Origin of the sequence: Streptomyces sp. NPDC096079 (genome assembly GCF_040303145.1) — a bacterium.
Classification (GTDB): domain Bacteria; phylum Actinomycetota; class Actinomycetes; order Streptomycetales; family Streptomycetaceae; genus Streptomyces.
Map to the genome: position 1 here is coordinate 32,890 of NZ_JBEOST010000028.1, position 23,584 is coordinate 56,473.

General features: G+C 71.1%; 8 protein-coding genes and 1 tRNA gene. 4 read left to right on the forward strand and 5 right to left on the reverse strand.

Translation table 11 applies throughout. The annotated features are described in order from the left end of the window. Position 1 precedes the first annotated feature (1 nt). Positions 2–2,551 carry a class IV lanthionine synthetase LanL gene (gene lanL, locus ABTY59_RS34085; RefSeq protein WP_352022996.1) on the forward strand — a complete coding sequence of 850 codons (2,550 nt, stop codon included), beginning with the start codon at positions 2–4 and terminating at the stop codon, positions 2,549–2,551. A 39-nt stretch (positions 2,552–2,590) separates the two neighbouring features. On the opposite strand, the gene ABTY59_RS34090 is transcribed toward lanL, so the two are convergent. Next, positions 2,591–5,128 (reverse strand): galactose oxidase family protein, encoded by a 2,538-nt coding sequence (locus tag ABTY59_RS34090; RefSeq protein WP_352022997.1) that lies wholly within the window; start codon positions 5,126–5,128, stop codon positions 2,591–2,593. 247 nt (positions 5,129–5,375) lie between these two features. Here ABTY59_RS34090 and lanKC point away from each other — a divergent pair, with 247 nt between their 5' ends. After that, positions 5,376–7,973, forward strand: coding sequence for a class III lanthionine synthetase LanKC (gene lanKC / locus ABTY59_RS34095; RefSeq protein ID WP_352022998.1), 2,598 nt, complete (start codon positions 5,376–5,378; stop codon positions 7,971–7,973). Between the two features lie 533 nt (positions 7,974–8,506). Here lanKC and ABTY59_RS34100 read toward each other — a convergent pair. Together ABTY59_RS34100 and ABTY59_RS34105 are read right to left on the reverse strand one after the other, a co-directional pair. Beyond that, the gene (locus ABTY59_RS34100) at positions 8,507–8,875 is read right to left on the reverse strand and encodes a hypothetical protein (protein WP_352022999.1); all 369 of its coding nucleotides are present in this window, start codon (positions 8,873–8,875) and stop codon (positions 8,507–8,509) included. A gap of 79 nt (positions 8,876–8,954) precedes the next feature. Further along, positions 8,955–15,842, reverse strand: a complete 6,888-nt coding sequence (locus tag ABTY59_RS34105) for a polymorphic toxin-type HINT domain-containing protein (protein ID WP_352023000.1) — start codon at positions 15,840–15,842, stop codon at positions 8,955–8,957. 769 nt (positions 15,843–16,611) lie between these two features. On the opposite strand from ABTY59_RS34105, the gene ABTY59_RS34110 reads away from it, so the two are divergent. Next, a complete protein-coding gene (locus ABTY59_RS34110; RefSeq protein WP_352023001.1) occupies positions 16,612–21,015 on the forward strand; it encodes a ricin-type beta-trefoil lectin domain protein in 4,404 nt (1,467 codons plus the stop codon). A 159-nt stretch (positions 21,016–21,174) separates the two neighbouring features. Here the strand turns inward: ABTY59_RS34110 and ABTY59_RS34115 are convergent, their stop codons facing one another. Together ABTY59_RS34115 and ABTY59_RS34120 are read right to left on the reverse strand one after the other, a co-directional pair. Then, entirely contained in the window at positions 21,175–21,597 is a 423-nt protein-coding gene (locus ABTY59_RS34115) for a YjbQ family protein (RefSeq protein ID WP_352023002.1), read from the reverse strand. Between the two features lie 174 nt (positions 21,598–21,771). Further along, positions 21,772–21,848, reverse strand: a tRNA-Pro gene (locus ABTY59_RS34120). 473 nt (positions 21,849–22,321) lie between these two features. Between ABTY59_RS34120 and ABTY59_RS34125 the strand changes: the two genes are divergently transcribed. After that, positions 22,322–23,560 carry an acyl-CoA dehydrogenase family protein gene (locus ABTY59_RS34125; protein ID WP_352023003.1) on the forward strand — a complete coding sequence of 413 codons (1,239 nt, stop codon included), beginning with the start codon at positions 22,322–22,324 and terminating at the stop codon, positions 23,558–23,560. Positions 23,561–23,584: the final 24 nt, after the last annotated feature.

Below are 23,584 nucleotides of genomic sequence, written 5' to 3' on the forward strand. Positions count from 1 at the left end.
GGTGGCCGTCTCCATCGCCGGCCGCAGCGGGTGGTCCGACGGCACCTGGTCGTATCTCAACGATCCGCGGATGCCGGCGATGGAACACGGCTGGAAACTGCACGTCTCCGCGCGCCCCGACGACCTCGACACCGTGCTCCGGCTCGTCCTGCCGGTCCTGTCCCGGTACGTCTGTCACGCGAAGTACGCCCGTGACGCGGAGACCCTCCGCCGCCTCAACTCCGGTGTGGTGAGCCCCGGAGCCGTCGGCAAGGCGATCACCGTCTACCCCGCGTCCGGCACCGTGGTCGAGGTCGCCCTGGAGCTCGCCGCCGTACTGCGCGACCGGGAGGCCCCGCGAGTCGTCAGCGACCGGCGGGTCGACCCGAGAGCACCGGTCTACTACCGCTACGGCCCCTTCACGGGCGACTACCGGACCGGCCGGAGCGGGCGGCTCGAATCCGTCATGACCGGCCCGGACGGCCGGATCTTCGACGGCCTGGCCGTCGGCCGCTACCGGTGCCCGCCCTGGGCCGAGGACCCCTTCGCGACCGGATCCGGACGCGCCGAGGCGCCGTCCGCGCCCGGCATCGGCGGCGGACGCTACACCGTCACCGCCGGCATCGCGCGCAGCCCCCGGGGCAACGTGTACCGCGCGGTCGACCGCACCCTCGGGCGGCCCGTCGTGGTCAAACAGGCCAGGGCCTTCGTCGGCGAGGACGCCTCCGGTACGGACTCCCGCCACCGACTCCGCAACGAGCACGCGGTCCTCACCGCGCTCGACGGCGTCACCGGGGTCCCCCGCGCACTGGACTACTTCGCCCACCGGTCGGACGAGTACCTGGTGATGAGCAGGTGCGGCGACCGGAACCTGCGCGGAGAGATCCTGCGCGACGGCCCCTACCGGGACGACGGCGCCCGGCCCGCGCGCTCCCTGTCCGCCCTCGCCTCCCGCCTCCTCGGCATCCTGGACGCGGCCCACGCCCGGAGCGTGGTCGTCCGCGACCTCAAGCCCGACAACGTCGTGCTCGACGACTCGGGCCCCGGACTCTGCCACGTCGTCGACTTCGGGATCAGCGAGCGGGACGGCACCGGTCCGGGAGGGGCGACCCCCGGATACGGCGAACCGGTGCTGCGCGCGACCGGGCCGGCCGTCCCCGCCGACGACTACTACGCGCTCGGGGCGACCCTCTTCTTCGCCGCCACCGGCCTGGACCCGGTGATCGTCGACACCGACCCCGGGACCAACCGGGACAGGACGCTGGCCTGCCTGGCGTGGGCGCTGCCCGGGCGCGCCCACCGGGAGGTCCGGGCGTCGGTCACCGGGCTGATGAGCTTCGACCCGGCTGAACGGACCGCCGCCGCCGACCGCCTGCGCGCCGGCGGGAGCGGGACCGCGCGGAGGGCCGCACGACCCCGCCTCGACCGCGACCTGCTGGCCGAGATCATCGAGCACACCACCGCGTACTGCGTCGGCGAGGCGCGCGCGATGGTGGACCCGGTCCAGGCCGCCCGACGGAACGTCCCCGCCTCGATCGACGTGTACGGCGGCAGCTCGGGACTCGGTCTCGAACTCCTCCACCACGCGCACCGGCCCGCCGTGCGTTCCGCGGTCGACGCGTTGGCGCGGTGGACGGCGGACCAGTCCAGGAACCTGCCGCCCGGCTTCTACACGGGGCGCACCGGCGTCGAGCTCTTCCTCGCGGAGGCGGGCACGGACACCGTGAGCCGGCACTGCGATCCCGTCCTCCCGGAGCGCGCGCCGGACGGTGGGCCTCCCGAGGCGGACCTGATCGCGGGTGCCGCCGGGATCGGCCTGGGCCGGCTGCTGCTCGCCCGGCACGCCCTCCGGTCCGGTCGGGGGCACATGGCCGACCTGCACCTGTCCGTCGCCGCCGACTGCGACCGGATGCTGGCGTCGGGCACCGCGCGGCTGACCCCGACCGGTGCGGACGGGGCGGGCGGCGCGGCGCTCCGGGAGGGCGTGGCGCACGGGGAGGCGGGGGTCGCCTGCTTCCTGCTGGAGTACGGGGGCGTCACCGGGGACCCGGACGCGATCGGCCGCGCCGGGAAGGCCGCAGCGCGTCTGGCCGCCGTGACACCGGACATCATCGCGGCGGCGGCCGAGCCGGGGGCGACGCGCCGCTACGGCTCGTGGTGCCGGGGCCTGGCCGGCATCGGTTCCGTCCTCGTCCGGGCCGCGGAACTCCTGGACGAGCCGGGCTACTTGGACCTGGCGCAGCGGGCGGCGCGCGCCTGCGCCGCGCTGGCGCCGAGGATGCCGCTGGTCACGCAGTGCTGCGGACTGGCCGGAGTGGGCGACCTGATGGTGGACGTCGCGGAGGCGTCGGCGTCGGCGTCGGCGTCGGCGTCGGAGGAGTTCTGGGACGCCGCCGGGACCGTCGCCCTGCTCATCCTGAGCCGCAGCGGCGGGAGCTGGTCCCGCCCCGTGTTCCCGGACACCGGTCTCGCCGGCCCGAGTGCCACCTGGGCCGGCGGTTCCGCGGGCGTGCTGGGCTTCTTCCGGCGGCTGCACGCCCGCGGCGGCCCACGCCTCGGTCTCCTCGCCTGACCGTCCCCGCCGGCGCGTGCGGCGGGGACGGCCGTGCCGTCAGGTGACGGTGAGGAACCGGGCGATGCTCGGCACCCCCTGGGCGTCCAGGGCGAAGAGCATGTAGGTGCCGGGCAGGACCACGCCCTTGTCGGCCGGGATGGACACCGTGTACGTGCCGGTTCCCGTGGCCGTGGACACCAGCGGGACGCGCCGCTGGTCGTTGTCCGTGGAGTGGGTGGCGGCCGCGGCCCGCATCAGGACGAAGGAGGCCACCGGCCCCCCGGTGCCGACGGTGAGCGAGGTGCCGGCGGCGGCCCTGGGGGGTACGCCGCCGGTGATGACGGGGCGCGGCTTGGGCGAGCCGTCCGCCTTGAGCAGGTAGGGCGGGGTGAACACGGCACCGTCGGCGTGGTTCGTGGCGCAGGTGCCGCAGAGGCCGCCGCCGCCGGAGAAGATCCGTCCGTCGGGCAGCAGGTTCGCCACGCTGTGGTAGTTGCGCGGGATGGCCATGGTGGCGAGCGGGGTGAAGCGTCCGGTGGCCGGGTCCCACAGCTCGGGGGTCAGCACGGACGTGGCGTCGCTGAACGGCACGGGGAAGGACTGCCCGCCGAACACGGCGACCTTTCCGTCGGGCAGGACGACGCTGTTGCCGAAGGCGCGGGCGAAGCCCATGTCGCCCGTGCGCGCGGAGCGGACCTGGGTGCCGTCGACGGTCACGGTGTACGCGCGACGGGTCGCGTCGGTGTTCTCGTACGCGGGCGAGCCGCCGAGGGTGAGCAGCTTGCCGATGTCGTACGCGACGGCGTTGCCGGTCATGGCGTCCTGGCTGTCGGCCCGGGTGCCGGCGGAGGTGATGGCGCCGTCCCCGCCGGTCGTGATCCAGTTCATCTGCTTGCTCGGGCCGAGCTGGAGCACCTTGCCGCCCGAGGTGGCGTAGAGCCACATGTGGTTGTCGGCGCGGTAGGCGCCGCGCGGGTCGGCGGTCAGGGCCGGGGCGGCCTGCACCCCGGGGAGCTTGCGCCAGGTGCGGGTGTCCGGGGACCAGACCTCGCCGGACTTGTCGCCCGTGGCTCCGCTCCAGGACCCGCCGAGGACGAAGGCCTCGCCGGTGGAGAGCAGGGTCATGGCCTGGTAGCCGCGTGCGATGTTCATGTCGCCGGTCGCGGACCAGGTGTCGGTGGCCGGGTCGTAGATGCTCGCCTTCTCCGCGTTGCTGCCGCCGGTGACGAGGACCCGGCCGTCGGCGAGCATCGCTATCCCGGGGCAGAACATGTCGTGGCCGGTGTTGTCGACGCGGCGCTGGGTGACCTTGCCCGTCTTGAGGTCCAGGATCGCGGTCTGGGTGTAGCCGTTGCTGCCGCCGAAGCGGTCGACCGCGTACGCCGACCAGGCCAGGAGCTTGTCGCCCGGCAGGACGGCGGTGGCCACCGGCACCAGCGGGAAGCCGGTGATCCGGCTCCAGGAGCCGTGGGCCGCCGGGTCGGCCGGTCCGCTCAGCCGTATCTCGGCGGCGGAGGTCCAGGGCCCTCGGGCGCCGGCCTCGCGGGTCACGGTCAGGCGTATGTAGCGGGCGTTGGCGGTACGGGTGAAGGTGGCGGTCTTGACGGTGTCGTCGTCGCGCCAGGTGCCCGTGGCGACCGGTGCGCCGAAGGTGGTGCCGTCGGTGCTGGTGGTGACGGTGTAGGCGCCCGCGCGCCCGTTGACGCCGATCTTGCGGGGCTGGTAGACGAGCGCGGAGACGGCCTGCGTGCGGTGCGTGTCGATGGTGATGCTGTGCGGCAGCGGGAGCGGGGTCCCCGCGTACCTGCTGTGCCAGAGGGTGGCGGCGTCGCCGTCGAGGACGTTGGCCGCGCGGCCGTTCTCCTTCACGGTCTCCTCGTCGCTCGCCGTGGCCGTCCATCCGGTCCTGGGCAGGTCGACGGTGGCCGCCGGGGTTCCGGGGTCGCCGAGGAGGTCGATCTCGCCGGCGGAGGTCCACGGGCCGCGCCGGCCGGCCTCGGTCACGGCGGTGAGCCGGACGAACCGCGCGCCCTGCGGGGCGAATCCGAGGGTCTTGGCGCTGCCGTCGTCCGCGAGGGTGCCGGTGGCGACCGGAGTCCCCCAGGCCAGGCCGTCGGTGCTCACGCTGATGCTGTACTCGCCGACCCGTCCGTTGATGCCGACGGCGCGGGGCTTGTAGACGAGCGCCGAGACCACGGTCGTGCGGTGCATGTCGATGGTGATGCTGTGCGGCAGCGGGGCCGGGGTCCCCGCGTACCTGCTGTGCCAGAGGGTGGTCGTGCTGCCGTCGAGGACGTTGGCCGCCCGGCCGTTCTCCTTGACGGTCTCCTCGTCGCTCGCCGTGGCGGTCCATCCGGTCCGGTCGAGGACGGGAGCCGTCGGCTCCATGGCGTTCGCCGGGGCCACGCCGTGGTGCGGGGACTGCTGTGCCGTCTGCTGGTCGAGGGCTCCGGGCGTCGGCCGGGGTGTCGGGCTCGTGCTCGCCACCCCGAGCCAGGGGGTGAGTCCGACGAGGAGCGAGCCGAAGGCGAGGGCGATGAGCAGAGGAGAGCGGCGGAGCGCTCCGGCGAGGGAGCGGACGCGTCTGGGCTGCACTCGGACCTCCTGGGCGAACCGTGAATCGCTGCGGCCACTCGAACATAGGCCAGAATCGACCAACTCGACCCCAGAACAGAGGAGTTGAGACGAACCCGTATCCGTTCACGAGTGGAACCGGCAGCTCCGCCGCTGTGGCACCCCGGCATCGCCTACCGCCGCCCGAACCGCCTCCGTACCTGCCGGTCCCGGCCTCCGGCGCGCGAGAACGTGAGGGCGGCCCACCACCACCCCGTGAGGAGATCCCGTGCTCGAAGGCTTCGGCGAGGCGCTCGCGGACCGGGAATACTACGTGCCGCTGCCCAGCGTGGCCGATCCCGGACCGCGCTTCGTCCCCCGCGAGGTGCCGCCGGGCCTGCGCGGCTCCGCTCAGGGCATCTGGACCGTCTGGGGCGGCCCCCGGACCGGGCTCACCGGGCAGGGCTGGAAGATCCACGTGTCGGCACGCCTGGACCGGGCGCAGCACGTGCTCGACACGGTCGCCGGGATCTGCTTCTCCGAAGGCGTGCCGTTCAAGCACCTCAGCGCCCGGCTCTTCTTCCTGTTCCTCCATCACAAGCACGCCGCGCGGGCCCAGGCGGGAAAGTTCTGCGCCGTCTACCCGCCGGACACACCGACCGCCCGCCGGCTCCTCGAACGGCTGCGTGACGCGCTCGACGGGGAGGAGGGGCCGTACGTCCTCAGCGACCGGCGCTTTCGCGACTCGCGGACGGTCCACTACCGCTACGGCTCCTTCGACGGCGCCCGCGACAGGCTCCGGGCCGACGGCACCCGCGAGGGGCTGATCCGCGACGGCGCCGGCCGCGAGGTCGTGGACGCGCGGCTGCCCGCCTTCCGGTTGCCCGCGGGGATCACCGACCCCTTCGTCGAGGAGGAGGAGCAGCCGCACGCTGGGCCGATCCTGATCCGCGACTACGAGGTGACCCGCGCGGTGCGTCTGAGCAACGCCGGTGGCGCCTACCAGGCCCGCGACCGGCGGACCGGCCGCACCGTCTTCCTCAAGGAGGCCCGCGCCCACAACGGCCTCGTCTTCGACGGGAGCGACGCGCGGCAGCGACTGCGGCACGAGTACGAGGTGCTGCGCGAGCTGCACGCGGCCGCCCCCGGGGTGGGACCGGAGCCGCTGGAGCACTTCACGGAGTGGGAGCACGACTTCCTCGTCACCGAGTACGTCGCGGGGCAGCCGCTGGTGGGCTGGCTGAGCCGGTCCTCCCCGCTGGCCCTCGCCGACCGCACGGCCGGGTCCGTCGCCGCGTACTACGAGGCGTGCCGCCGTCTGCTGGCCTCGCTGGACGCCTCACTCGGGCGGCTGCACGCCGCCGGCCACCGGTTCGGCGACCTCAGCCTGGGCAACGTCCTGGTCACTCCGTCGGGCGGGGTCCGTCTCGTGGACTTCGAGGCGGCCTCGGCACTGTCCGCGGCCCCGTCCGGGATGGGCACCCCCGGGTTCACCCCGCCGCCCGGCCTGCGCCGGACCGCCACCGATCCGCTGCTCCAGGACCGGTACGGCGCGTCGGCGGTGGCGCTCGCCTTCCTGGCACCGTTCCACGAGATCGCCGAGCACGCGCCCGCCAACCTCGCACTCCTGCGGCACGATCTGGCGGATGTGGCTCCGCCGCCCGACCTGTGGCAGCGGGCGACCGCCTTCCACCGGGCGGAGGACCGGCCGCGGGACCAGGACGGCCCCGGCCGCCCGCCCTCGCCCGCCGAGCTGGACGCCGATCCGCGCGGCTGCCTGGCCCGGCTCGCGGAGCAGGTGACCGCGGGTCTCCTCGACGCGGCCGACGCCGGCCGGCCGGAGTGGGCCTTCCCCCCGTCGCCCGAGGCGTTCCGGACCAACAACGTGTGCCTGGCCTACGGCACGGCCGGGGTGGTGCACGCCCTGCGGCGCGCCGGGGCCCCGGTACCGGAGGAGATCGGCGAGCGGCTGCGCCGTGACGCCCTCGCGCTGCGCGACGCGCTGCCCCCCGGACTGCTCGTCGGCTCGGCCGGCATCGCCCGGGTGCTGGCCGGCCTCGGCCGGCTGGACGAGGCGGTCGACCTGCTCCGGGACGCCGACGGCCATCCGCTCACCGCCTCCTGCGGCACGCTGGCCGGCGGGCGGGCCGGGGTCGGCCTGGGCTGGCTCGCCCTGCACCGGCAGACCGGGGACGGCGGCGACCTGGAGCGGGCCGCCGCGGCGGGGGATGCCCTGCTGCGCACCCCCGACCTGCCGGCCGTCCTCGGCGAACACGACGCCCGGGGCCTGCTGCACGGCCGCTCGGGGCTCGCCCTCTTCCTCCACCGCCTGGCCCGCGCCACCGGCGAGGCGCGCTTCCTGGAGGCCGGCCGCCTGCTGCTGCACGAGGAGCTGGACCGGACGTTTCCGCTGGACGACGGCGCCCTGTCCCTCTCCGACGACGCCCGGCGCACCCGTGCCATGCCGTACCTGGCCACGGGCGCCGCCGGTCTCGCGACGGCGCTCACCCGCTACGTGGCCACCGCGCCGGACGAGCGCTGCGCCGTGGCACTGCCGCGGCTGGTCGCCGGCATCCGGGTCTCGCGTGCCACGAAGGAGGCGGGTCTGTACCGGGGGCTGGCCGGACTGGCCTGGTTCCTGACCGAGCACGCCGAGCTCACCGGCACGGCCGCCGCGCGCGGGGACGCCGTGCGCGCCGCGGCCGGCCTGCTGAAGTACGCCGTCCCGTACCGGCGCGGTGTCCGCTTCCTCGGAGCGGGCTCGCAGCGGTTCACCGCCGATCTGTCCAGTGGCGGGGCCGGTGTCCTGCTGGCCCTGCACCGCCTGCTGGCCGGCCCGCTCCTGGCGGAGCACCCCGCTCGTCCCCCGCTCCGGGCAGCCGCCTGACGTCATCGGACGAGCCACCCCCGAACCCCTGGGCACGGCGGCGAACACCTCCGCGCCCGGGTACGCAGTGACCGACCGGCACCACCCCGACAGGAAAGAGGAGATCCACCATGAGCCAGATCCTCGCGCTCCAGACCCTGGACACCGAGCAGGAGACGGAGGCCTTCGCCCCCTGCTTCAGCGTCGCCTGGAGCATCAGCGACATCTTCCCCGAACCGATGTGACGAGCCGGTACCCGGGCATAGCCGGGTACCGGTCACAGCGACACGGGCAGGGGGAGGGCCGCGACCGACGCCGCGCCCCTCCCCCTCCGGGCCGTGCTCAGTCCCCGAACATTCCGGCGAACGGGCCGGGCTCCCCCGTCCCGCACGCAGCACTCGTACGAGGAACTCGACCATGCCGCAGTCGTAGCGCCGCCAAGGTTGCCGTCCCGGTTGTGGACCAGGACGGGCCAGGCGTCCGGGTCGTCGCCCGAGGCGTCCCAGCACAGGATGTCCGAGCCGGCGGTCGCTCTCGGTCGTGAATTCCCGACCCTACCGAATCGACACGACAATCTCACCGCCAACCGACCTGACCGAGACGGTGCGCCCCTCAAACACCATATCGGCGCCCATCAGAGCCCCAACCTCATCGACCATCGGAGTCACCGAGAGAATCTCCAGCCCGTCTGGCGGTAGATCAAACCAGGTCGATCGCTGAGTGTATTCACCGTTCGGCCACAGGTAGTCCGGAATCCCCTGGTCCGGCCTCTTGTCAACCAGCAGCGACCAGTCCGTCCAGACCGTCATCACTACCGACGAGTTATCCAGGAACACGATCTGAAGGGCTTCCACTGACCCTTCAGAATCGACAACCTCGAAGACCTCGCGAACCCTGAGGCCGCTAATGAACAGGGGGTCCACCTCTACGGGTCGAGAGCTCAGGATTCCCCCTGATCTGGTACATGGTCGACGCCAACCGCCTCAGCCCGAGACGTTCTCGTCAGCAAGTGCACTGGCGCGGCGTCGCCCCGTTCCACCATCCGTTCCCTCTCGGCTCGAGGGGGAACATAGTGACGAAAGATCCATCACCCTTGGTTATCACCAAGTCGTTACCCTGGCGGTAGAACCAGTAGTCGATCCCGCCTCCAGCGTCGGGATTGTAAGGCCCTTGGCGCACTTCATCATGGGCACCGCGCACTTCAATGGCCCTGTTCTTGTACCACTCACGCGCGGCCGGATCCTTGGGGTTCAGATCATAATCCTTCGAGTGCCTTCCCCACTTTTTCCCGACATTGACGCCGGTCATCTCCGGCCCGCAATTACTATTGTGCACGAGGACCGGCGTCGAGCCCGCGACCACATAGTACGTGTGGACGTCAGCGACCGTGAGGTTGTAGGTCACGACCTCCTGGTGGTGGTTCCGCACCCGGAGGACCCGGGCCGTCGTACCGTCCGGGCGGCGCAGGCTGTCACCCGTCTTCAGCTCGCTCGCGTCGGTCCAGCGGCCCGTCGTGACGTTCCAGAAGGGGTGGTGCCACGTCGTCGTCAGCGTGCCGGTGCCTCGCGGCGACTCGATCGTCAGATCGGTGAAGTCGCTGTCATCCGGCGTGACGATGACTGCAGTGACGGTCCGGTAGACCGTCTTTCCCGTCTGGGGATCTGTCGCAAGGACCTTGTCCCCGACCTTTACCTGGGCGATGGGACGGAGCTTGCCGCCCTCCACGCTGACAAGGGTCTCCCCGGTGAAGCTGTCCGTTTTCCGCCCGCACAGGGCAGACAGCGCGCCCTTGGAGAATCCCTCGACCGAGCCCCTGCCTCCCGGGCCCGCCTTGCCTCGACCGCCCCTGGCGCCGAGTCCGCCTTCCAGCGACGCTCCGATGTTCGCGCCGAACTTCTCCTGCGGCGAAGGGCCGAACGGGGACACGACGCCGTTGCCCATGGGGGTGTCGGCGTAGTCCAGGCCCACCTTGCATTCGATGAAGAGGCAGTAGTTCGCGTAGAAGTAGTCGGTCTCCTCCTCCGTCGCGCCGAAGGCCCACATCTGGACCGCGGCCCAGCTGACGGTCGTGTATCCGTTGTTGTACTTCTGGAGAATGCGGTTGATCTCCGCGCTGCTGGTGTTCTTGCCGTTGCGCAGGTAGTCGTGGTTGAAGGACAGCTCGACCGCGTTGAGGAACGAGTTCATCGCCCGGTCGTGCAGGGTCGTCGCGCAGCTGTTGGTGTGCCGGCAGTCCGTCGGCGAGTAGCCCTTGCTGCCGGCGTCGGTGACAGGCTGCGGGTCGGTGTAACCGGGCTTGGAACGAACGTTGTTGACCGCCTCCTGTATCTGACGAGAGTTGCCGCCCGCCGCGATGCCGGTGTCCGAGTCATAGGCGATCAGACCGCTGGGATCACTCAGGTTCACCGGGTTGTTGTTGCTGTAGGCGTAGCCGTTCCACTGCTGCGGATCGTCCGGGTCGAGCAGCGGATCCGGACTGATGAAGCGCCCGTGGGCCGGGTCGTACTTGCGTGCGCCGAGGTTGGTCAGGCCGGTGAGCTCGTCCTTGCTGCCTCCGACGAAGCCCTTGTCGCCCGCCCAGCCGGTGGCCGCCGGTTGGGTGCCGCGCGGGCTGCCGAAGGGATCGGCCGGGCGGCGCGTGACCGTCTGGGCGATGTCGGTGCCGATCTGGAGGCCGTTCGTGCCGTGATGGTCCGACACCTGGACCTGCAGCTTGGAGCCTCCGACCGCGGTGCTGGTACGAGTCAGGGTCAGGCCGCCCGGGGCGCTGATGGACCGGGCATTGGAGAGGGTGCTCGTCCCCGTCAGGGTGATCTGGTCGGTGGGCAGGTTGAGGGTGGAGCTGCCGGGGTTGCGGCGGATGAGTTCGTTGCCGTCGGCGTCGTACAGGTACGTCGTGCCGGTCGGCTCCTGGGTCTTCTTGAGCCTGTCGAGCCTGTTCTCGCTGCTCCAGGTGAGGGCCGCGGTACCTGCGGTGTCCGTGATCGACGTCGTGTTGCCCTTGGCGTCGTACTGGTAGCCGACGACCTTGGTGCCGGACGGCGAGGTGGTGGTCGACTTCAGCAGGGCGTGCGGGCCGCCCGTGCCGCCGCCGGTGTCGGGGGCGGTGGTGGGCTTGTTGGGGCCGGTGCCGAAGGTCTGGGTGGTGATGACGTCCTTCGTCGCGTCGCCGGTCAGGTCGTGCTGAGTGAGGCTCTTGCGGTTGCCGGTCGCGTCGTAGGTGTAGGTCTGCCAGTACGGTGCCGGTCCACCGACCGTGCGGGTGCCCGTCCCCGTGGTTCCGGGGGCGGCGGCGTTGTCGCACCCCCCGGTGCCGGGCACGCTCGTGGAGCTGCCGGTTCCGTGGACGATGCCCGACGAGTCGGTCCAGTCGGCCGTGGTGTGCGTGCCGCCGGTGTCCGTCCACGCGCCGGTGAGCCGGCTCAGGTGGTCGTACGTGAAGCACTGCGTGTCCGTGGCGGTGCCGTCCTGGAGATCCTTGATCGAGGTGACCCTGCCGGACGGCGTGTAGGTGTAGCTGGTCAGACCGACGTGGGTGGTGCCGGACTCCCGGTCGACGATGGAGTTGATGAGCCGACCGGTGGCCCAGTCGTACTGCTGGGTGGAGACGACCTGCTTGCCGAGTTCGCCGACGGTGGTCCGCACAGGACGAGCCAGCGCGTCGTACTGCATGGCGGAGATCAGGTTCTTGCCCAGGCTCTTCGCGGTGGTGAGCAGACCGGTGTCGAGATACGTGTAGCCGATCGTCTCCGCCACGAGTCCGCCCGCCGCAGGCAGCGCGAGGGTGGCGACGGCGCCGGTGACCGGGTGGTACGTGTACTTGGTGGTGTAGGTGCCCTGCAGGGCACCTTCCGCTGCCGGGATCGTGACCGAGGTTCCGAGCGGCCGGTATCCGGTGTCGTAGCCCGTGACGGCCTTGGTGTAGGCAGCGCCGGTGGCTCCGCCGACGTAGCGGGTCGATGCGACCGGCTGTCCCTTGGCACCCGGGAGGGTGTCGTAGGTCCATCCGGCGAGCTGGTTGGCCGGGGCGACACTGCCGGCGTACGTGCCGGTCGTCCGGCCGAGCAGGTCGCGGGTGTAGGCGATCGTCCGGCCGTTGGCGTCCTCCGTCCGGTCGACCAGCGAGTTGACGTCGTAGTACGTCTTCCTCGCACCGCTGTCGGGGTCCACCGCCGATGTCTCCCGGCCGCGCAGGTCGTACTCGTACGTCCAGGTGATGTTCGAGGAGTCGGTCTGCGACGCGATCTTGCCGGCCGGCGTGTAGCGGTAGGTGGTGACGTCGGCGTCGGCCGGATTGCCCGTCGCGGTGGGCGTCCGGTACTGCCACTTCTGGACGGTCTGTCCGCGGGCGTCCGTCACCGTGGACATCGGTGCGCTGCCGGACGGAGGCGTGACGTCGGTGCGGTCGGCACCCGGGTAGGCGGTGGTGGTCGCCCACTGGAGGTTCGCGTACGAGCGGAACTCGGCACGTACGGCCCGGCCCACCCCGTCGTAGCTGGTCCAGGTCTGGGCGGGCACCTGAGAGTCGTTGCCCGGCAGGAAGACCTGGGCGGTGGGAAGTGAGCTCGGCTCGTAGTACGGCTCGGCGGTCTTGACCGGCCAGCCGTGCGAGTCGTAGACGGTGTCGGTGATCAGCCTGCCGGTCGGCTTGGCGTCGCTGGTGCGCTGCGTCTGCCGCTCACGGCCGAGGCCGTCGTAGAGGACGACGGAGGACGAGTAGGTCACGCCGTTGGCCTGGAGCCACTCGCTCCGCGTGGCGGAGGGGCCGTTGACCCCGTCGATCACATAGCTGAACTTCCAGCTGGGAGACAGCGAGACGGACCGCTCGGGGGTCCACACGGCCGTGAGACGGCCGAGCGAGTCGTACTGCTGGGTGGTGGTCCGGCCGTTGGGGTCCGTCGAGGTCAGCGGCTGCGCACGGCCGGGGTCCTGGGTGACGGTCGTGGTCCAGCCGCTGCCCATCGGGCCGGTGGTGATCACCTTGGTGGGCGCGGCGCCGGCCGCGGGGCTGAACTCGGTCCTGGTCGTGGCCGGTGACGGGACGGTCGCGGCCGTCAACAGTGCCCCGGAGGATCCGAAGGTGGCCCCATCGCTCTGCGAGACGCTGGTGACACGGCCGTAGGCGTCGAACACGCTGCTGCCGGCGTGGGCGTAGATGGCCTTGCCATCGGTGTCGTAGCGGTCGAGCACCTGGGAGCTGGTGGGGTCACCCGCCGAGCCGGCCTGGCCGAACGGCTTGCCGTCGAAGAGCGTACGGGTGCTGGAGACGGTGTTGGCCGTGGTCGGCGTGGCGCCGCACGCGCCGGTGACCGTCGTCTTGTCCGCCACCAGACCCGACAACGCCGAGTCGGCGGCCGACGCGTAGGTGACGCTGGTACACAGGCGAGGGGTCGCCGCCGTGCCGTCGCCCCGGTCGTCCACCGTGACGACCCGGTTGGCGTTCGCGGGGTCGCTGGTCGTCACCTTGGTGAGGGTGCGCCAGGAACCGTCCGTCAGACGGTCCTTGGTCAGCTCGGTGGTCTCGGAAGCGGGGTAGCGAGCGATCAGGTCCGGCATCCCACCGGACTGCTTGCGCCGGGCCGTGACCTGCTGCCCGCCGCTGGTGTGGCCCGAGGCGCTCTGGACCGTGCCGTCGGCCTTGTCGAAGATCTCGGTGGCGAGAGCGGTGCCCGCCAGCCAGTCGTCGTCGGTGACCGCCGCGCCTCCGAGGGGGTTGGCCACGGCGACCGCGCGCGTGCTGCCGTCGGCCTTGACGTCGCCGTCCATGCCGCGCAGGAACGTGGTGCGCTGACGGGTCTGCGGAGCCTCGCCGGGGTAGGCGCTGCCGGTGATCGTGTCCACCGAGCCGTAGCCGCGGAAATCGTCCCACGTGCGGACCTTGGGATCGGTGAACTCTGCGTTGTTACGGTGCCAGGCGGCGTCGCCGTTGTAGGTGTAGGCGGTCGTCTTGACGAGCGAGCCGGTGACGGCGTCCTGCTCGTTGATGCCCGTGACCAGGTACTTGTTGAACCAGTCGTCGACCGGGTCGGGCGAGGACGACCCCGGCAGGTACCACTTGACCGGCATGCAGGGCTTGGTGTTGGAGTCGGCGGAGGCCGGCAGGATCCCCTTGGTGCGCGAGCACGCTGGGTCCGAATAGTTGACGCTGATCCGACCACCGGTCTCGGTGGTGATCAGCTGGATGCGGGGACGGTTGAAGGCGGGCTGCGCGGGGGTGAGGCCGTCGACGCGGTTGGCGAGCTGGCGTGCGGTGAACTTCACCTCGGGAAGGGACAGGGCGGAGGCCCCACTCCCGCCGGTGCGCTTGATGCCGGACAGCCACAGGGCGGGCTTCGTCCCGTCACCGGGGTCGGGGAAGGTGTGGGTCAGGGTCCAGGAGTCCACCGGGGTGAGCGCGTCGCCCACCAGCACCTCGGTGGTGATGGAGGCGAGTCGCTTGGTGGAGAAGAAGGAGGGAGCTTGGTTGGTGCACGTTCCACTGGAAGCGCAGAGCTGGTCGATCGGAACGTCCGGCCAGTACGACTGGTTCGCGCTGGTGCGCTGGGACTCCGCACAGGTGATGTCGCCCGACGCCTTGCAGCGCTCGGCGACACCGAAGGTGATCCGCGCCGCCGGCTTGAGGGAGCCCTTGGCCGCGATCTGCTCGGAGAGCCGCAGGCCGTAGTCGATCTGCCGTACCCGGCCGTCGCGCTCGTACGCTTCGAGGCTGCCGTTGCCGTTGTTCTGCCCGCCGCCCCGCGAATAGTGGTTGACGTCCGTGTCGTAGCGCTGGGTGATCAGATTGCCGTGCGCGTCGACGACATGGTCGAGGCTCCAACGCCAGCCCATCCGGCACCAGGAGCCGGTACCGGCCGAGGCGTCGTGGCAGGGGTCGCCCGCGCTGGGCGAGTAGACGGGGACGCCCCACGCGGAGTGGGTGGCCGGGTCCGTGCCGTCGCCACCGGGCAGGTGGTCGAGGCCGAAGTAGTACCGGATGCCGTCGGAGGTGGTGACCTTCCAGTACTCGCCGTCGTGCAGACCGTTGGAGGCGCCGGTCAGTCGCTCGATCCGGGTGCCGTCGTCGTTCTGGAGGCGCCAGGTCCCGGTGGCGTCGTCTCGGACCAGCGTGCCGGAGTGCCCGGCGAGGCTGATGGTGGCGTTGTGGCCGCCCCAGCACAGGTCCTTGGACCGGTCGATGCCGGCCTTGTCACAGCCCTTGTACGAGCGCTCGATGAAACCCGGATCGTAGCCCCATCCCTCACCGACCCAGGAGGACTGCGGGTTCTGGGCGGAGTTGCGTCCGTCGACCCCGGAGGAGTCGTATCCGAGGGTGACCGCCGGAGATCCGCCACCGAGGGCGGCCGGAAGCTGGATCGGATAGGAGTAGGAGAAGCCTCCCGTGTTGCCGCTCGCACTCCAGGCGGCGGACGGGCTGAGCGGGGTGGCGCTGTAGGACCCGCCCGCACCCGAAGCCTCCGACTCGACGGCGAGGACCGTCGCGGTGCCGGTGCTGTCGACTCGGGTGGCCCCTGCCTGAAGGGCAGGGGACGCGGCCGTTCGTGTGTGCGGCGTTGCGCCGTCGGTGAGCGTCCTCGTAGCCGGCCGCGGGGCGGAGTTCGCCACGACGGGCGCCAGTGCCACGTCGGCTGTGAGGACGCCCGAGGCGGTGTCGATGTGGGACGCGACCGACGTGCGGGTGCGGCACTCGGACCGCTCCGGCGTCGTCAGTGCGCAGGCGGGCAGGGCGACGAGTCTGGCACGGTCCAGCCAGCCCGAGGCCCCCGCCGCGGTGAGGTCGACGGCGATGGCGACCTTGTGGTCGGCCGACGGGGCCGCAGCCGCCTCGGAGAGGGTCAGGACGGGGCCGGCGACGCCCACTCTGCGGCCGACCGCGCGCTCTGCGACGGTCACGCGCACTGATCGGGTGTGGTCCGTGTTACCCGATGTGGGCGCAAGCGAGACCGGGAGGTTGCCGGCGCGCACGAGCCCGGCACCGTCGGACGAGGGTGAGGCTCCGCCGGTGGCCGCACGAGCGGCGCGGGCGTTCGCGGACCCCAGCCCCAGCTCCACCAGCGCGGAGCCGGTTCTCGATGCCGCCACCGCCGGCGTGGGCGTCCACTCCGCCGGCACGGGATGACCGGGAGGCTTCGGACGTCCGGGCTTCAACGTGGTGCCGCGCACCGAGGGGCTGTCCTCGCCCAAGGGTGTCTGCGGCGGCGTCCACACGTCGGCGAACTCCGGAAGCGTCCACGCCGACGCCGGTGAAGCAGAGACCAACCCCAGTGTGGTCGCCAGAACGGCGACCACGGCGGTCAGTCGACGGTTGCCCGTGATCCGCCGTCCGGCGGGCATACGGGCATGCCAATCCCCCACGAAAACACTCCCCCTGATCACGCAAAGCTCTGCTGTCGGCCTGCCGCCGGGCCGTCGAGCCGGCACACGGCGAAAGGATCCGGCCACACGCTAGGCGAATGCCTCGCCGGGAGAACAGGGTTGAAAGATCACGATCAAGAACCGGTCTGCCGCATTCGCGGACTTGGGACGATCAAGACAGAGAATTTGCCCCCATGTCGGGAACGGCGGTTTGACTGCGCCGAAGCGAAGGCCTCATCGTTCCGGTTCGAACGCCTGCCCGTCAGGGGAGGCCCAGGGGGAGGAGCCTCGTACCACCATGCCATTCATGCCCGATCCGAGATCCGGAATACAGCCGCCGCCCGGTCGTCGCCGAACACCCCTGCTCATCGCGGCGGTTGCCGTCTCCGGTTCGCTGGGCCTCGGTCTCATCGGCCCCGGGGCACAGGCCGTCGCCGAACCCGTCGGCAAGCCGGCCTCCAGCGCCGCGTCCATCGCCACGACGCACACGTCGCGGCACACGCCGGAGGCCACTCCCACACTCCCCGACCAGCAGCGCGCCGTCCTGACCGCCCGCGCCAAGGCGAAGTCCACCGGCCGGACCGTCGTCGTCGACGCCCTCACCACCGAGCGCTCCCGGACCCTCGTCAACCCCAACGGCACGCTGACCACGACGGACAACGCTCAGCCCGTCCGCACCAAGCGCGGCAACACCTGGGCCGACCTCGACGCCTCCCTGCACAGGAATGCCGACGGCACGATCAGCCCTCGGGTCACGGCCAACGGACTCACCCTCTCCGGAGGAGGCGACGGTCCGCTGGCGACCACCACCACCGCCGATGGCAAGAGCCTGTCCGTCTCCGCCCCGTTCCCGCTGCCCGCACCTCGCGTCGAGGGGGACACGGCGGTCTATGCCTCCGTGCTGCCGGACGTCGATCTGCGGGTCACCGCCCTGCCCGACGGCGGGTGGCGTGACGTCATCGTCGTGCACACCGCCGCCGCGGCCGGACGCGCCGAGCTGAGGAAGCTTCACTTCCCGGTCAGGACGCGAGGTCTCACACTCGTCACGGACGCGGCCGGCAACGTGAAGGCCAAGGACGTGGCGGGCAGAGTCCGCATGCACGCGCCGACCCCCTTCCAGTGGGACTCCGCGACGCGCAAGACCCAGCCCTCCGCCCGCACCGGCGCCGCTTCGCCTCGTACGGACGCCTCCTTCGGCGCATCCACGTCCGAAGCACCCGGCGACCACGCGACCGTGGCCAAGGTCGGGATCAAGGCCACCGGGACCGGTATCGACCTCGTCCCCGACACCAGGACGCTGGGCAAGGGCACCGGCCCCTGGTACATCGACCCCACGCTCAGCGCCACCAGCGACGCCAACGGCTCGGCGCAGGTCCAGGAGAACCACCCCGAGACCCAGAATTACAACGCCGTCAGCAACCTGGGCACCGGCTACTGCGGCTACAGCGACTGCACCGGGTACGGCCGCTACCGCGCGTACTACCGCATCGGCATCCACCCGGCCATCTACACGCAGCCGAACGGCGCCCCAAGGCCTCCGACCGTCTACAACTCGACGTTCTACGCCAGTGTCACCGGCGCTTCGAGCCCCGGCACCAACACACCCCTCGGCCTCTACTGGACCGGGCCCATCAACCAGTGGACCCGCTGGAACGCCCAGCCCTGCGGCACCGGAAGCCACATGGAGGGTTGCAGCAAGGTCGGCAACTCCACCTGGATCACCGGCACCGGACCCATCAGCTTCGACGTCACCTGGCACATGCAGCAGGCCGCGGCCGGCAAATGGGCCGACTGGACCGTCGCCATCGCCCCTGACAACGAGTACGAGAAGCTGTACCGCAAGCACCTGGCGAACAATCCGCGCATCGTCACCAACTACGACATCGCGCCGAGCGCCTGGGACCCGCGCACCACCCCGACACCCGGCTTCGCGAGCACGAACACCTACGGCGGCTGCAACGTTTCCGGCCACAGCCCGCAGGACGCCGGATGGGTCGGCAACAACCAGGACATCAGGCTGACCGCAGCCAACTGGTCCCCCACCGGCTTCAACCTCTACACCGTCTTCAGCCTCGTCGACGGAAACGACAGCTCGAAGAACACCGACCTCGGTGTGTGGAGCGAAGGCTGGAACCCCGGAGGCGTCACCGTCAGCGCGGGAGGGCTGATCGACGGCCACTGGTACGGCTACAACGCGGTCGCCTATGACGCCTACCCGAGCGGCGGCCTCGCCTCTCCGCAGGCGGGCCCGTGCTACTTCCGGGTCGACAAGACCGCGCCTCGGGTGAGTGTCGGCTCCACCGACTTCCCGGCCTCCGGGACGCCCAACCCCACCCCGGCCAAGTACAGCCACCAGAAGGGTTCCTTCACCCTCAGCGGCGCCGATCCTGCCCCCTCGACGGGCGGCCCGAACGTCTCCGGCCTGGCCTGCTTCCGGATCAGCACCAGCCCGACGCCGGTCGTCGGATGGAAGTGCGGGGACGCCGGAACGAAGCTCGCCGACGCGAACGGCCAGGCCGTCTACGAGGCCGTCCCCGGTGCGTGGGGCACCAACGCGCTCTACGTACAGGCGCAGGACAACGCGGGCAACTACAGCCAGCCGGCCGTCTACACGTACTACGCACCCGCTCAGCCCGGTCTGCTGCCCGTCTTCGGCGACACCACCGGGGACCGGACGGGCGATGTCCTGCTGCCGGACTCCGCGGGCAACCTCCGCCTCATCGGCGGCAACAGCGACCCCGGCACCGCCCCCTCGGCCGGGGCCGCCGCGGCTCCGGGCAACGACGCGTCGCACCACGTGACCTGGAACGACTACCAGGTCACCCACCGTGGCACGCTCGACATCGGCCAGCGGGTCGACCAGCTCATCGCTCACAACACCACGGACCCCGAGCTGCGCACCCTCCTGTACCTCGTGTACAACGACGGGCACGGAAAGTTCGACGAGCAGCGGGCCGGCACGCTCACCAGGCCCACGAAGTGCGTGCTGACCCTCGGCGGTGACCCGGCCCCGTGCCCCGCCACGTACCGCACGGACTGGTCGGACGTGACCCAGGTCAGCGCGATCGGAACGCCCGAGGGCGAGGCGACGTACAACGGGACCCAGGGGGTCCAGCAGGCTACGGCCACGTCACTGCTCGTCGTTGAGAAGGGGCAGCTTTGGCTGCTGCGACCCAGTGACCTCTACGCCGCCCAGATCTCCGACACCGCACAGCTGATCCCGCTCGCTGCGGGGGCCGCCAACTGGACCGATTACGACCTGATCGCCCCCGGGCCCGCGAACGGTCCCACCACCACGGACGACGGATCGGTGCGGCAGGCCACAGTCTGGGCGCGCAACCGCACGACCGGCGACATCCACGCGTACCCGATCACGGGCGGCGCCACCCCGGACTACTCCGCGCTGACCGATCCCGCCGCGGGCGTCGTCATCCGCCAGAACGTCAAGCCCGACGCGTACCCGGAAGCCGGTTCCTCCGGCGACCTGGACGGTGACGGGACCGCCGACCTGTGGGCCCGGACGAGTGACCGGCAGGTCGTCGTGTGGCCCGGAGTCTCCGACCCGGCGGTGAAGGGCAAGGTCACCGGCTTCAAGTCCGAGACCCGCCAGGGTGACGCCCGTGGTGCGGTGACCCGCCTCCCGCTGACCGGTCTCGCCGCGAGCGGCCGGACGACCGACCTTGTCGGTCCGTCCGCGACCGTGCCGGAAGGCAGGCATCCGGGGACGCCGAGCGCCCTCGGCGTGACCTTCCCGGCCGACAGGATCGCCGGTCGCGACACGACCGTGGCCCGTTTCCAGGCGTCGTCCAAGGTGACGGACTCCGGCACCATCGTCGCTGCACCTGCCGCGGGAGTGGCCGACCAGTCGATCGACACCACGAAGTCGTTCACCATCTCGCTGTGGGCCAACCCGGAGCAGGACGGAGGAGTCGTCGCGAGTCAGGACGGCCGGCGTGCCAGCGGCTTCCTCCTCTGGCCGGACAGGAGCAACAAGAACTGGCGCTTCGCCATGGCCAACGCCGACAACGACCTCTGGCCCTACGACGAGACGAATCTCGGGGTGACCAAGGCGGCCGACTTCCAGATCGGGCGCTGGGACAGGCTGACCGCCAGCTACAACGCGGCCAGCGGAGTGATGTCCCTCTACGTGAACGGCCTGCTCGCCGCGACCGGGCTGCACACCCAGCAGTCCGGAATCAACGGCCCCCTCGTCCTGGGCCGCTACCAAGTGGCGGGCGCGCCGTACTCCCCGTACACCGGCCGGATCAGCGACGTGACGGTACAGCCGTACGCGACCGATCCGTGGTCCGGCCGCTCGGGCCCCGTCGTCTCCGGCGCCCAGAGCACCAAGTGTGTGGACGACTACCAGGGCGGTACCGGGCTCACCAATCCGGTCGTCATCTGGGATTGCAACGGAAGCGGCCCACAGGCGTGGACGTACGACGCGGACACCAAGGCGCTGAAGGTCCTGGGTGGTTGCCTTGACGTGACGAACGGGGCGACCACCAGCGGCGCTGCCGTCGCGTACTACTCCTGCAACCAGACCCCCGCCCAGCATTTCATCCCACTGCCCGACGGCGGCATCTACAACCCCAACGCACGCCTGTGCCTGGACCTGCCCAACGCCAACACCACCAACGGCACCCGACTGCAGCTGTACGGCTGCAACGGGACGCTCGCCCAGAAGTGGGCCGTGTCGACTCGCGGCTGATCTCGTGGGCAAGTCGCCTGTCTCGTACCGAGGTTCCGGTGCGAGACAGGCACCGTCTACGACGAGAACCGTCCATGGTGGTACCGCGCACCCCTCACCCGTTTCGCCGGAGCGCAAGGAGAATCGGCGGCCGCCCCAGGACGCTCCTGACCAGCCCCCTCAGCTCAGAAGGCTCAGCCGCACCTGCCGCTCCCGATTGTCCTTGTTGGTGTCCACGAGGCACACCGACTGCCAGGTGCCCAGGGCCAGTTCCCCGCCGATCACCGGGAGCGTCGCGTGCGGCGCGACGAAGGCCGGCAGCACGTGGTCGCGGCCGTGCCCTCGACTGCCGTGCCGGTGCTGCCACCGTTCATCGGCGGGAAGGAGGTGGTGAAGCGCGGCGAGCAGATCGTCGTCGCTTCCCGAGCCCGTCTCGATGAGGGCCACCCCCATCGTCGCGTGGGGCGTGAAGACGTTCAGGAGTCCGTCCCGGCCGTCCGCCACCTCGGCGAGGAAGGAGACGCACTCCGCGGTGAGGTCGTAGACCGTTTCCGCCACCCCGGTGGTGATGTCCAGGGTGCGGGTCTCGAATCCTTGGCTCATGGGTCCATCGTGACGGACGAAGGGCCCCCTTCAAACGCCCCAAGCGGGCGCGGCGACTCCCCGTGAGGACCGGAACACCCGGCGTCACCCCCTGCTGCGACCGCCATGGCCCCGGACGCACGAAAGGCCGCCCTCCCATGGATGAGAGAACGGCCTCCGACCTGCGTTTCCGCATGGTCGGGACGACAGGATTTGAACCTGCGACCCCTTGACCCCCAGTCAAGTGCGCTACCAAGCTGCGCCACGTCCCGGCACCCGTCTGACCTGGGGTTTCCCCTGGCCGAACGCGCATGAGAACAATACCGCACTTTCCCGGGTGGTCATGCACGCGTTTCCTGGAGCCCCGTCGAACACCCCTCCGGGGCGCACGACGGCGCGGATGATCACTCTCCGCGAGCCGACCGCCACACCCCGGAGCGCGCCCGGAGCGTCCGCGCCGGGGCGGCCGGGCAGGCGTCGACCCCTTCGGCGCCATGGGCCCGTGGCAGAAACCCGACCATGCGGAAATGACTCCCGAGGCGATCGATCAGGCCGAGACCTCGTGAAACACAGTCAGAAACAAACGTCAACCATTCCGGTTTCAGACAAACTTGGTGGCGATATTGATCCGGTCCGTAAAGATCAACACCATGTTGTGGTCGGCCTGTTCGGGACGGGACCACTGCCGATGCACCACCTGTTCGGACAAAACCGCCGGGCAGGCGACTCGCAGGTGAGGACTCGGATGGACAGCTACTTCAGCAGCCGACTGCATCACGAGCTCAGGAAGACCGTCCGCGACTTCGCGGAGCGTGAGGTCAGGCCCCGGATAGCCGAGATGGAGGCGTCCCGGACGGTCCACCACGAGTTGTCCCGCAAGATCGCCGAGCAGGGCTGGCTGGGGGCGACAATCGGCCAGGAGTACGGCGGCATGGGCGCCGGTCATCTGGCCAAGACGATCATCATCGAGGAGCTCTCCCGGGTCAGCGGCGCCATGGGCGCCATGGTCCAGGCCTCCCAGCTGGGGACCGCCAAGATCGTCCACTTCGGCAGCGAGGAGCAGCGCAAGACCTGGCTCCCGGAGATCGCCGCCGGCGCCTGCCTCCCGACCATCGCGGTCACCGAGCCCGAGTCCGGCGGCCACGTCCTCGGCATGAGCGCCAGCGCGGTCCGGGACGGCGACGACTACGTCCTCAACGGCAGCAAGGTCTACGTCGGCAACAGCCACGTGGGCGATCTGCACGGAGTCGTGGTCAGGACCGGTCCGGGATCGAAGGGACTCACCGCCTTCCTGGTCGAAGCCGACCGCCCCGGGTTCAGGACCGGTCCTCAGCAGCAGGCCATGGGCCTCCACGGCTTCAGCTTCGGCGAGCTGATCTTCGAGAACTGCCGGGTGCCCGCCGCCAACCGCCTCGGCGACGAGGGCGACGGCCTCGCCGTCGCGTACTCCTCCAGCGTGCTGTACGGACGGGCCAACCTCACCGCCGTCTCGCTCGGCATCCACCGGGCGATCCTGGAGGAGACCACCCGGTTCGCCTCCGAGCGCATCCGCTACGGCAAGCCGCTCCACGACCTGCCCACGGTCAAGCTGAAGCTCGGCCAGATGCAGTCCCGGCTGATGACCGCCCGGCTCGCCGCGTACCACGCCGTGCACCTGCTCGACCAGGGTCTCTCCTGCGACACCGAGCTGATGAACGCCAAGCTCGTCAACGTCGAGTCGGCGATCGACTCCGGCCGCAACGCCATGGAGATCCACGCCGCCGCGGGCCTCTTCACCGACCGGGCCATCGAGCGCTACCTCCGGGACGCGCACCACATCTTCGCCCCGGCCGGCACCTCCGACATCCAGCTCCTCCGGCTGGCCGAGGTCGCCCTCGGCCAGGACAAGGGCAGCTGGTCGGAGCGGCTGTCCGAGCTGGTCCGCACGCCGGAGCCGATGCCGGAGCCGGATCTCGACTCCCTCCCGATCCCGGTCCACGCCTGACCCACCCCCACGAGCCGGGAGCCC